This is a genomic window from Enterococcus sp. DIV0755b (assembly GCF_051713765.1).
Taxonomy (GTDB): Bacteria; Bacillota; Bacilli; order Lactobacillales; family Enterococcaceae; genus Enterococcus_C; species Enterococcus_C canintestini.
On record NZ_JBIOQN010000001.1, the window covers coordinates 1434009 to 1446698 of the forward strand.

9 protein-coding genes are annotated in these 12690 nt (G+C 36.4%); 8 read left to right on the forward strand and 1 reads right to left on the reverse strand.

Annotated features, from left to right (window positions below; all coding sequences use genetic code 11):
- Positions 1 to 7 precede the first annotated feature (7 nt).
- Positions 8 to 1912, forward strand: a complete 1905-nt coding sequence (locus tag IGI65_RS06785) for a beta-glucoside-specific PTS transporter subunit IIABC (protein ID WP_438773650.1) — start codon at positions 8 to 10, stop codon at positions 1910 to 1912.
- Between the two features lie 64 nt (positions 1913 to 1976).
- On the opposite strand, the gene IGI65_RS06790 is transcribed toward IGI65_RS06785, so the two are convergent.
- Complete coding sequence (locus tag IGI65_RS06790) at positions 1977 to 2891, reverse strand: MurR/RpiR family transcriptional regulator (protein ID WP_438773651.1); 915 nt, start codon at positions 2889 to 2891, stop codon at positions 1977 to 1979.
- Between the two features lie 180 nt (positions 2892 to 3071).
- Here IGI65_RS06790 and IGI65_RS06795 point away from each other — a divergent pair, with 180 nt between their 5' ends.
- The 7 genes from IGI65_RS06795 to IGI65_RS06825 all read left to right on the forward strand — a co-directional run bounded on the left by IGI65_RS06795 (position 3072) and on the right by IGI65_RS06825 (position 12688).
- Positions 3072 to 4460 carry a 6-phospho-beta-glucosidase gene (locus IGI65_RS06795; RefSeq protein ID WP_438773652.1) on the forward strand — a complete coding sequence of 463 codons (1389 nt, stop codon included), beginning with the start codon at positions 3072 to 3074 and terminating at the stop codon, positions 4458 to 4460.
- A 144-nt stretch (positions 4461 to 4604) separates the two neighbouring features.
- Complete coding sequence (locus IGI65_RS06800) at positions 4605 to 6038, forward strand: 6-phospho-beta-glucosidase (RefSeq protein ID WP_438774418.1); 1434 nt, start codon at positions 4605 to 4607, stop codon at positions 6036 to 6038.
- Between the two features lie 54 nt (positions 6039 to 6092).
- Positions 6093 to 7553 (forward strand): family 1 glycosylhydrolase, encoded by a 1461-nt coding sequence (locus tag IGI65_RS06805; protein WP_438773653.1) that lies wholly within the window; start codon positions 6093 to 6095, stop codon positions 7551 to 7553.
- Positions 7554 to 7945: 392 nt separating this feature from the next.
- On the forward strand, positions 7946 to 8881 hold the full coding sequence (trxB, locus tag IGI65_RS06810; RefSeq protein WP_438773654.1) for a thioredoxin-disulfide reductase: 936 nt from the start codon (positions 7946 to 7948) through the stop codon (positions 8879 to 8881).
- 314 nt (positions 8882 to 9195) lie between these two features.
- Positions 9196 to 10923, forward strand: coding sequence for a phospho-sugar mutase (locus tag IGI65_RS06815; RefSeq protein WP_438773655.1), 1728 nt, complete (start codon positions 9196 to 9198; stop codon positions 10921 to 10923).
- Positions 10924 to 10945: 22 nt separating this feature from the next.
- Positions 10946 to 11233 (forward strand): ArsR/SmtB family transcription factor, encoded by a 288-nt coding sequence (locus tag IGI65_RS06820; RefSeq protein WP_071863689.1) that lies wholly within the window; start codon positions 10946 to 10948, stop codon positions 11231 to 11233.
- Positions 11234 to 11410: 177 nt separating this feature from the next.
- Positions 11411 to 12688 carry a homoserine dehydrogenase gene (locus tag IGI65_RS06825; protein WP_438773657.1) on the forward strand — a complete coding sequence of 426 codons (1278 nt, stop codon included), beginning with the start codon at positions 11411 to 11413 and terminating at the stop codon, positions 12686 to 12688.
- Positions 12689 to 12690 lie beyond the last annotated feature (2 nt).

A 12690-nucleotide genomic window follows, 5' to 3' on the forward strand; every position in this document is an offset into this window, starting at 1 on the left:
AATTGTTGTGGGAAAATATCACGATTTAGCCGAAAAAATTGTTAGTAACGTAGGTGGCAAAGAAAACATCAATAGTCTTACGCATTGTATCACGCGTTTACGTTTCAAGTTAAAAGATGAAGGTAAAGCCAATGATGACGTTTTAAAAAATATGGATGGCGTTGTGACGGTTATGAAAAGTGGTGGTCAGTATCAAGTGGTAATTGGCAATCACGTTCCAGATGTTTATGCCGAGGTATTAGAAGTTGCTGGAATTTCTGGTGAATCAGAAGAAGTAAGCAGTGATGGCAATATCTTTAATCGTTTAATCGATATTTTAAGTGGTTGTTTCCAACCTTTCTTAGGTGCTCTTGCGGCAGCAGGGATGATTAAAGGGTTAAATGCCTTATTAGTTTTCTTAGGGACGTTGGGTTGGTTTACTTATACAGCGCAATCTGGCACTTATATGATGTTAAATGCGATTGGTGATTCCATCTTTTACTTTATGCCGGTTATTTTGGGTTACACTGCTTCAAAAAAATTCAATTTAAATCCAATGATTGGTATTACGATTGGGGCAGCTCTTGTTTATCCAACTATTCAAGGCTCTGCTTTACAAGCACTAGTAGAAGAAGGAGCGAATGCACCTTATAGTATTTTTGGTTTGCCGGCTTATACAACTTTCTTAGGTATTCCTTGGGTAGGGGCAAACTATACTAGTAGTGTGGTACCGGTAATCTTTATTATCGCTTTTGCCGCTCAAATTCAAAAACTGATGAAACGCATTATTCCAGCTGTTGTTCAAACTTTCTTAGTTCCATTTTTCGTTTTATTGATTTCGTTACCAGTTGGATTTTTAGTAATTGGACCAGTTATTAGTATGTTAACAGACTTACTAAGTGCAGCTTTCCAAGCTTTAATGACCTTCTCACCGGCATTGTACGGTATCATCTTAGGTTTCTTCTGGCAAGTATTAGTAATTTTTGGTTTACACTGGTCTGTTGTACCATTAGCAATTATGCAAGTAACACAAGAAGGTTTCTCACAAGTGTTAACAGGTTCATTTGCAGCCAGTTTTTCCCAAACAGCAGTTGTCTTGGCGATGTTCTTTAAATTAAAAGACAAAAAATTAAAAGCACTTTGTCCACCGGCAATTATTTCAGGTATTTTTGGGGTGACAGAACCGGCTATTTACGGAATTACATTGCCTAAAAAGACCCCATTTATCTTTTCAATGATTGGTGGCGCGATTGGCGGCTTAATTTTAATGGTAAGTAATGTTACCGCTTACACTATGGGCGGTTTAGGAATTTTTGGTTTCTTTAATTTCATCACACCAGAAGGCGATGCTTCCAGAGTAGTTCCTTCTATTTTAGCAGTTTTAGTCGCTTGTGGGATTAGTTTCTCTCTTACCTTTTTCTTTTGGAAAGATCAAACAGTTGAAGTTGAAGAAGGACAAGCGGCAATGGAAGTTAGAAAAGAAATTGTTACAGCACCAATCAACGGTGCCATCATGCCACTATCAGCTTCAAAAGATGAAGCATTTGCGCAAGGTATTTTAGGAAAAGGTGTCTTAATTCAACCAGAAAGTGGTGAAGTAGTAGCACCATTTGACGGAACTGTTATGACGTTATTCCCAACTAAACATGCTATTGGTCTAGTTTCTGAGAATGGTCTGGAATTATTAATTCATATTGGAATTGATACGGTCCAATTAGATGGCAAGTTCTTTACCCCTCATGTTAAACAAGGAGATAAAGTAAAACGAGGACAAAAATTGATGAGTTTTGATATTAAGGCGATTCAGGCTGCGGGTTACAGCGTTGAAACTCCGGTAATTGTGACCAACTCAGCAGATTACTTGGATATTTTAGAAAGTGACAAGTCAAATGTTGCTAGCGGTAGTGATGAGTTAATTACTGCATTAGCATAAAAATAAGACGGGCTGACAGGAAAGTCAGCTCGCCTTTTTCACCTAAATTAGTCGGTTGCGGTCATTAATTTGGAGTAAAAGAATCGTGAATTTGGACAGGTGGTTGCTTTTTTTCAGCCATAATGGTGGAACTAATTTGCCGATGATCAATTTTTTGACCGATTTTAATGAGATGATCTAATTCTTGTTGATAATTTTCAGCAAAAACGATGCTGTATAAGACGTCTAGTAAATAAGTGATTGATAAATTTGTTGTAAAATTACCTATTTTAGAATAAAGGCGTTCTCTAGTGGTCATTTGTAGGACACAAGTGGCAAGTTTTGTTAAAGAATTATCCCCAATACTCGTAATTGCAATAAAAGGGACTTGCTGCTGAATTAAAATGTTCGCGGTTTGCAAAATCATTTTATTTTCACCGGTATAAGAAATAAGAATGGCGACATCATTTATGGTTAAATTGTAGGCTTCATAGGCGGTTTCTCCTTGAATTTGACTAGTTGTGACGATCTTACCGATCCGGTTCATTTTAACTGCAAAATCTTGCGCGATTAATGTATTGGCATTATTTCCAAAAATTCGCGTCAGACGGGCGCCTAATAAAAGTTCTTTAGCTTTTTTTAGACTATCGTGTTGCAGTAGTGACAATGTATCGCTAATGGTGGTTTGTTCTAATTGTGCGAGTTTACTGGCGATGCGCATCAAGCCGTCTGTTGGCGTAAATGGTAAATTTGCGTCAACGGTTTGAAAGTGGTGCGTGAGGTATTCTTGTTCTTTAACAAAAGCGATTTTAAATTCTGACCAGCCGTTAAAATCTAATTTTTTGGCAATTCGAATGAGTGTAGAGGGATGGACAAATGCAGCTTCTGCCACTTCTTTAATTGTTAAATTTAGACTTTGGGGACGATTTAAAATATAATCAATGACATTTTGTTCAGCCGTTGAAAAATTGGTTTGACGGATCTTTTCTTGAATTAGCATAGATAACCTCTTTTTAAAATTATTTACATTTATTATACATCGTTTGTAAATATTATTTACAAAAAGTGAAAAAAATTTCCTTTAAATTGTAAACGCTTTATGAGTTGCGTGTTATTCTATTGTTTTCATACAACAACTCATCAATAATGAAATTATCAAGTCAGCAAAGGAGCAGACAATATGAGAAAAGGCGTGAAAATTGCCACAATTGGTGGCGGTAGTAGTTATACTCCGGAGTTAATGGAGGGCTTTATTAAACGATATGATGAATTACCCATTGCAGAAATTTGGTTAGTTGATATTGAAGCAGGAAAAGAAAAGCTAGAAATTGTGGGGGCAATGGCACAACGAATGTGGGATGCTTCACCTTATGATGTTAAAGTCCATTTAACTTTAAACCGCGAAGAAGCACTAAAAGATGCTGATTTTGTGACTACCCAATTTCGAGTTGGCTTATTAGATGCCCGTGTCAAAGATGAAAGAATTCCTGCTTATTATGGCATGTTAGGACAAGAGACAAACGGTGCTGGTGGAATTTTTAAAGCTTTTCGTACGGTGCCAGTTATCTTAGAGATTGTCGAAGATATGAAACGTTTATGTCCAAATGCTTGGCTAGTTAATTTCGCCAATCCAAGTGGTATGGTAACAGAGGCGATTGTCCGTTACGGTAAATGGGACAAAGTAATTGGTTTATGTAATGTACCGGTAATGGCAACCATGTTAGAACCTGGTTTATTGGGTAAGAAAACAGATGAGTTAATTTATAAATTTGCAGGCTTAAATCATTTTCATTGGCATAAAGTCGCAGACGACAAAGGTCAGGACGTCACCATGGAAATCATTGATCAAATGTACCAAGAAGATAACGGGTTGCCAAAAAACATTTATGATATTCCTTTTGAACGTGATTTATTAGAACAAATGAAGATGATTCCATGTGCGTACCATCGTTATTACTATCAAGAAGAAGAAATGTTAGCTCATGCATTGGAAGAATACCGCACTATTGGCACGCGGGCCCAACAAGTAAAACGTACGGAACATGAATTGTTTGAATTATATAAAGATCAAAACTTAGATCATAAACCAGAACAATTATCTCAACGTGGTGGGGCGTATTATTCCGATGCTGCCTGTGAAACGATTGCATCGATTTATGCTAATAAAGAAACACAGATTGTCGTTTCAACAAAAAATAATGGGGCTGTGCCAGATTTGCCGGCCGATTGTGTCGTCGAAGTAACCGCTTATGTAGGAGCACAAGGAGCGCGCAATGTTGCTTTTGGTTCATTACCAACCGCAGAAAGAGGCTGGTTACAAGTGATGAAAGCAATGGAATTATTAACGATTGAAGCAGCAGTTACAGGTGATTATGGCACAGCTTTACAAGCGTTTACCTTAAATCCACTAATCACTTCTGGAAAAACAGCCAAACGCGTTATGGACGAACTATTCATTGCCCATAAAGATTATCTACCAAACTTTAAAGAAACAATTGAACGTTTAGAAAAAGAAGGCATCGAAGTCCAAGATGAAGTAGTGCGTTCAATGGATCTAGTTAAAGTCTAAATATTTCTTCAAATAAAAGAAGATAAGGTAACTTAGTAATTTATTGCCAAGATGAAACGAATAGCACAAAAAATATGGATGATTAGCTACTTTTTAGTAGCACTAAAGGTAATCAACAAAAAGATAAAAAACGGAGGCTTTATGATGGGATTTAGAAAAGACTTTTTATGGGGTGGCGCAACAGCTGCCAATCAATGCGAAGGGGGCTACAATGAAGGTGGTCGTGGTTTAGCAAATGTGGATGTGGTTCCAATTGGACCAGATCGCTTCCCTGTGATTACAGGAGAAATGAAAATGTTTGATTTTGATGACGAACATTTTTATCCAGCAAAAGAAGCGATTGATATGTATCATCGTTGGCGCGAAGATATTGCCTTATTTGCTGAAATGGGCTTTAAGACATATCGTTTATCTATTGCTTGGAGTCGAATTTTTCCTAAAGGTGACGAAAAAGAACCAAACGAAGAAGGTTTAAAATTTTATGAAGATATTTTTAAAGAGTGTAAAAAATACGGGATTGAACCATTAGTAACGATTACACATTTTGATTGTCCGATGCACTTAATTGAAGAATATGGGGCATGGCGCAGTCGCGAATTAATTGGTTTTTATGAAAACTTATGTCGAGTTATTTTTAACCGGTATAAAGGACTAGTAAAATACTGGCTGACCTTTAATGAGATTAATATGATTTTGCATGCACCATTTATGGGAGCAGGCCTTTATTTTGAACCAGGTGAAAACAAAGAACAAGTGAAATATCAAGCAGCTCATCATGAGTTAGTGGCGTCAGCATTGGCCACTAAAATTGCTCATGAAGTAGATCCAGAAAATCAAGTAGGCTGTATGTTAGCAGCAGGAGCTTATTATCCTTATTCTTGTAAGCCAGAAGATGTTTGGGCTTCGCGGAATAATGATCGTGAAAATTATTTCTTTATCGATGTTCAATCTCGTGGTGAATATCCGGCCTATGCGTTAAAAGAATTGGAACGCAATGGGATTGAATTGAAAATGGAAGCTGGCGATTTAGAGTTATTAAAAGAAAATACAGTGGACTTTATTTCATTTTCATATTATTCATCTCGAGTTTCAACTACTGATCCAGAATTATTGGAACAAACAGAGGGGAATATTTTTGCTTCTGTTAAAAATCCATACTTAAAAGCAAGTGAATGGGGTTGGCAGATTGATCCGTTAGGTTTACGAATTACATTAAATGATATTTATGATCGTTATCAAAAACCATTATTTATTGTGGAAAATGGTTTAGGCGCTGTGGATACTCCTGATTCAGATGGTTATGTTATTGATGATTATCGGATTGAATATTTAGCAGCTCACATTGCCGCTATGAAAGATGCAGTTGAACTAGATGGCGTTGATTTGTTAGGTTATACCACTTGGGGTTGCATTGATTTAGTGTCAGCTGGCACAGGTGAAATGAAGAAACGTTATGGCTTTATTTATGTCGATCGCGATAATGCTGGTAATGGTACATTAGCACGTACTAAGAAAAAATCTTTTGACTGGTACAAACAAGTTATTGCGACCAATGGTGAAGATTTAAGTGCAGAATAATTTTGAAGCCAGCTGCAATAGGCTGGCTTTAAAAAAGTTACAGGAGGAAGATAGATGAGTTTTCGTAAAGATTTTTTGTGGGGTGGAGCCACAGCGGCTAACCAATACGAAGGTGGCTATTTATCAGGTGGAAAAGGTTTAGCTACTCTAGATGCCATTACTGGTGGTAGTAAAGATCAGCCGCGAATGATTACTTTTAAAACAAAAGATGGAGAAATAAAAGAAGTTACTCGGGAAGAAGCATTGCCAGTTGGTGCAGTAGGGTATGTTGATCCAGATAAATATTATCCTAGCCATGTTGCAACTGATTTTTATCATCACTATGAAGAAGATATTGCTTTATTTGCTGAAATGGGCTTTAAGTGTTTTCGTATGTCGATTTCTTGGGCGCGAATTTGTCCGAAGGGAACAGATGAAATAAATGAAGCGGGTTTAGCTTTTTACGATGCAGTTTTTGATGAATTATTAAAATATGGAATTGAACCGGTCGTGACCATTAATCATTTTGATATTCCAATGTATTTAGCCGATGAATTAGATGGTTGGAACAATCGGAAAACAGTCGATTATTTTATCTTCTTTTGTGAAACAATTTTTAAACGCTATAAAGACAAAGTGAAATATTGGATGACCTTTAATGAAATTAATTTTTTGAGAAGCTGGACCCAAATTGGGATTCATCAAAACGATAACCAGCACCGTTATCAGGCGATTCACCATCTGTTTGTTGCGAGTGCTAAGGCGGTAATTTTAGGGCATGAAATTAATCCAGATTTTCAGATTGGGATGATGGTAGCATATATTCCAAGTTATCCTATGACCAGTAATCCAGAAGATGTCATGGCAGCGTTAGAATTTAATCGCGGACAAGAATTTTTCATTGATGTGCAAGTGAAAGGTACTTATCCGGCACATAAATTAAAATGGTTTGAACGGGAAAAGATTGTCATTCAAAAAGAAACAGACGACGATGAAATTCTAAAAAAAGGGACAGTGGACTATATTGGCTTTAGTTATTATATGTCAACGGCTTCTTCGGCTAATCCGGAAAATGTAAAATATGTCGGTGGCAATCAACAACCTGCTGTGAAAAATCCTTATTTAGAAGAATCAGAATGGGGATGGGCTGTCGATCCGTTAGGCTTGCGTATTTCGTTGTGTAAGTTATATGACCGCTATCAAATTCCTTTATTTATTGTTGAAAATGGTTTTGGGGCTGTTGATGTGGTAAAAGAAGACGGCAGTATTGACGACGACTATCGCATTGATTATTTCAAAAAGCATATTGCCGCAATGAAAGATGCTGTAACATTAGACGGCGTGGATTTAATCGGCTACACACCTTGGGGTTGTATCGATTTGGTGTCAGCAGGAACAGGTGAAATGAAAAAACGATATGGCTTTATCTACGTTGATTTAGACGATCATGGCAATGGTACGTTAGAACGTTCGCGCAAAAAATCTTTTTATTGGTATAAAGATGTCATTGCCACAAACGGTGAAAATTTAGATTAATTGCAGCTGTGACAGAAGTTTTTAACTACAAAAATATGCCGACATTTTAAGAAAATTGTTACTCAAATTTTTGTGGAATTTTGCTTTTTAGTAGAAGTTGCTACTGAAACAGCATTTATTTTAAAAGAGGAGGTTTGACAAGATTTTTGTCAAACCTCCTTTATTTGCAGAAATTTTGCTTGAAGTGACTTTCATTGAAAATTTAGCTAAAAATATTTCAAATGTGAAAAAAGTTGATTAGAAGTTAAAAATTAGCTGTTAGGGATTTCAATTAGTAGCAAAAAGTAATATAGTTTTAAAGTAAATAAAGGGTTATAAGCAGATTATTAGACAGCTAAAACTATTTAAACTAGAGTTAGCTTACTAATAGAAAGTAAGTGGAGGGAAAGTAAATGTATGATGTAATCGTGATTGGGGCAGGTCCCGCGGGCATGACCGCAGCACTATATGCATCTCGTTCTAATTTATCAGTTTTAATGATTGAAAGAGGTGCTCCTGGTGGTCAAATGAACAATACCGCCGAAATTGAAAACTATCCTGGATTTGAATCTATCATGGGTCCAGAACTTTCTATGAAAATGTACCAAAATGTCGAAAAATTTGGCACGAAAAATGAATACGGTATTGTTCAAGAAGTAGTTGATCATGGTGATTATAAAGAAGTTATTACAGAAGAAAATAGTTATCAAGGCAAAAGTGTTATTATTGCTACTGGTTGTGTGCATCGCAAATTAGGTACACCTGGCGAAGAAGAGTATGCCGGTCGAGGTGTTTCTTATTGTGCTGTCTGTGATGGTGCATTTTTCCGCAATAAAAAATTAATCGTTGTTGGTGGGGGAGACTCTGCAGTCGAAGAAGCTATTTACCTAACTCAGTTTGCAAGTGAAGTAACGATTGTTCATCGTCGGGATGAATTACGGGCCCAAAAAATTATTCAAGAGCGCGCTTTTGCCAATGAAAAAATTAATTTTATCTGGGATTCTGTAGTTGAAGAAATTAAAGGCAATGATATGGTTGTCACAGCGGTTAATATTCGCAATCTTAAAACAGATGAGGTTTATGAAGAAGCTGCTGATGGTATCTTTATTTATGTTGGTTTAGAACCGTTATCTGCACCATTTACGAAATTGAAAATTTTAGATGAAGCCGGTTGGTTAATAACAGACGGTAATATGAAGACTGCTATTCCTGGCATTTTTGCTATTGGTGATGGTCGTGCCAAAGATTTACGGCAAATTACGACGGCTGTCGGAGAAGGCGGTATTGCCGGACAACAAGTCTTTCAATATTTAGAAAACTTAAAAGATAACCAAGCAAATCTTAAATAATACAAGTTTAATAATGATTGTTACAAGTTTTTATGACAGTTCTAAAAAATCCGAGTAAGGTATTGGCAAATTTTTGTCAGCAACTTACTCGGATTTTACGTTTAGCGAAAGGGCATATCTAATTTCTACAAACGAAACTTTTTGACTTAGCTTTTTCTAATTATTTAAATATAACAGCAGGTTTTTGAAGAAATTTGTTTTGTTTGAAAGTTGAAAAAGTATTTTAAAAACATTGTTAGGAAAGATTGTTGGCGTTCTCAAAGGGAAATGATATACTTAAAAAGTAATTAAAAAACTGAAAGAGGTGTTATTTCATGTCTTGGGAACAAGTCTATGAACAATGGGTAAACGATGAAAATTTAGAAGAAAATTTGAAAAAACAATTAGCTGATCTAAAAGAAGATCCTGAAAAACTAGAAGACGCGTTTTACGCACCTCTGGAATTTGGTACTGCTGGCATGCGGGGAATTTTAGGCCCTGGTATTAACCGGATGAACATTTACACTATTCGTCAAGCAACAGAAGGCTTGGCGCGTTTTATGGATGAACAAGATGATGAAACAAGACGTCGTGGTGTGGCGATTGCTTATGATTCACGTCATATGTCACCTGAATTTGCAATGGAAGCAGCAAAAACATTAGCAAAACACGATATCCCCTCATTTGTTTTTGAAAGCCTACGTCCAACACCAGAATTATCTTTTGCAGTACGTTACTTAAAAGCTTTTACTGGGATTATGATTACCGCTTCACACAATCCAGCTGCTTATAACGGCTATAAAGTATATGGCGAAGATGGAGGGCAAATGCCGCCAGCAGATGCTGATGCTTTAACGACATTTGTGCGTTCAATTGCAAATCCATTAGAAATCCAAGTTTTATCTGATGAAGAAGTAGAACATAGCGGATTAATCAATATTGTCGGTGAAGAAATTGATACAGCTTATTTAAAAGAAATTAAATCAGTCACCATTAATCAAAAATTGATTGATGAAATGGGTAAAGATTTGAAATTAGTTTATACACCATTACATGGTACTGGCAAAATGTTAGGAGAAAAAGCTTTAAAACAAGCTGGTTTTGAAAAGTTTGTGTTAGTACCTGAACAAGCAGTAGCAGATCCTAATTTTTCAACTGTTAAATCCCCTAACCCAGAAGAACATTCAGCATTTGAATATGCTATTGCTTTAGGGAAAAAAGAAGATGCAGACTTGTTGATTGCTACTGATCCTGATGCTGACCGCTTAGGTGCGGCTGTTCGTTTACCTAATGGTGAATATCAAGTCTTAACGGGAAATCAAATTGGCGCTATTTTCACGGAGTACATTTTAGCCGCTCATCAAGAAGCTGGAACACTCCCTGATAATGCTGCTGTTTTAAAATCAATTGTTTCTAGTGAATTGCCGACAGCAATTGCTGCAAAATATAATGTCGCAATGTTAAATGTTTTAACTGGTTTTAAATTTATTGCTGAAAAAATCAAACAATTTGAAGCAGATCACAGTCAAACGTTTATGTTTGGTTTTGAAGAAAGCTATGGCTATTTAGTAAAACCATTTGTACGCGATAAAGATGCTATTCAAGCCCTAGTCTTGTTAGCAGAAGTTGCTGCCTACTACAAAAAACAAGGCAAAACACTCTATGATGGCCTCCAAGCTATTTTTGAAACGTATGGCTATTATGCAGAAAAAACAATTTCGGTAACATTAAGTGGCTTAGAAGGTCCGGCTAAAATTAAAGCGATTATGAATAAATTCCGTACACAAGCACCAAGTGAAATTGGTGGCATTAATGTGGTTCAAACAGAAGATTTCAAAGCACGTACAATCGTTGGTTTAGACGGAAATGAAACAAAAATGACAACGCCAGCTTCAGATGTTTTAAAATATGTTTTAGAAGATGAAAGTTGGATTGCTGTCCGCCCATCTGGAACAGAACCAAAAATCAAATTTTATATTGGCGTAAAAGGCGCTAGTCAAGAAGATGCAGCTGAAAAAGTTGCCGCATTAGAAACAGCTATTAATGAAATAACTGCTGATTAGGAAAAGCAAAAGAGGTGTCAAAATGGATCAAGAAACAGAAATTATGCAGGTGAGTCGACTTTTTAAAGTTTTGGCAGATAAAACACGGCTTAAAATTTTGTTGGCGTTAAAAAAAGGTGAATTAAATGTGACGACAATCGGTGAAGTTGTGGAGATGGAACAATCAGCTGTTTCTCATCAATTAAAACTTTTGCGAGATAGTCGCGTAGTGAAGTCACGACGAGTAGGTAAAACAGTCCTATACAGTTTAGATGACCACCATGTTTTGGATATTTTAGAGCAGACATTCGAACATATCCATCATCATTAAAACTAATCAAAGACTTTTGCGCGTAATTTATTATGTTTCTTGTCTTTACTAAAAAACTAGAGCTTTCATTATCGAAAGTTCTAGTTTTTTTATATCATTTTTGATATGCTTAAAGAAATTTCTTTGAAAACAACGAATGTATTCTAATGATTGTTCAAACAACTTTTAGGAGGTAGTATGGAAAAACGATTAAAAATTGGTCTATTAGGTTTAGGGGTAGTGGGCTCTGGTGTCGTAAAAGTTATTGCCCAAAATAGCGCAAAAATCTTATCAGCTACCGGTATTAAACTAGAAGTTGCTAAAGTATTGGTGCGGGATGGTGAAGATAAAAAAGCAATCGCTGACACATACGGGTTCACCTTAGTTCAAGATATCACTGCTATCACGGAAGATCCTGAAATTGATATTGTGGTAGAAGTGATGGGAAAAATTGAACCTGCTAAATCTTTTATTCTAGCAGCCCTTAAGCATGGCAAACATGTCGTATCTGCCAACAAAGATTTAATTGCCCAATATGGTAATGAACTAGTTGCCACTGCACAACAAAATGAGTGCTATTTTTATTATGAAGCAAGTGTTGCCGGTGGTATTCCTATTTTGAAAACGTTAAGCAACAGTTTTTTAGCCGATGCAATTACAGAAGTTTTTGGAATTGTAAATGGCACAACGAACTATATGCTAACTCAGATGGTGGAAAATCATCTTGCCTATGAAACAGCATTAAAACAAGCACAAACATTAGGTTTTGCAGAATCTGATCCGACTAATGACGTCGATGGGATTGACGCTGCATATAAAGCCATCATTTTAACCCGTTTTGCCTTTGAGCAAGATTTGAAAATGGAAAATCTAACAATTAAAGGAATTCGTGGGATAGAACTAGCAGACTTAGAGCTCGCGCAACAATTAGGATATGAAGTGAAATTAATTGCGCAAACTAAAAATTCTAACAATGGGGTTTATGCAGACGTATCCCCAAAATTAGTTGCTAAAAATCATCCATTAGTCAGTATTCGCAATGAGTTAAACGGGGTTTTTGTTAAAAGTACAGGGATTGGCCAAAGTATGTTTTATGGACCTGGGGCTGGTTCTATCCCTACAGCAACAAGTGTTGTAAACGACTTAGCTGTAATTGCGCAAAATACTGCAGAAAACGTAAAGGTCCGCCCCTTTGCCAGCTATAAATCAGAAATAAAGTTACAAAAAGCTAGTGACGTTAGGGGGCGTTTTTACATTGCTTTAAAAGCTCAAGATGACACTCAAGCTACTAAGATAGCTGAAATTTTAGCTGAAGAGGATTTAGCGGTTGAATTAGTGGAACAAATTAAAAATGAAACATTGCGCCTAGTTTATTTAACGCAAACTATCACCTTAGAAAAGCGCGATAAAGTCTTAACAGCATTGTTGAATGCTGAAATACAAGTAACGCAAATGATGGAACTATTGGAGGGATAAAG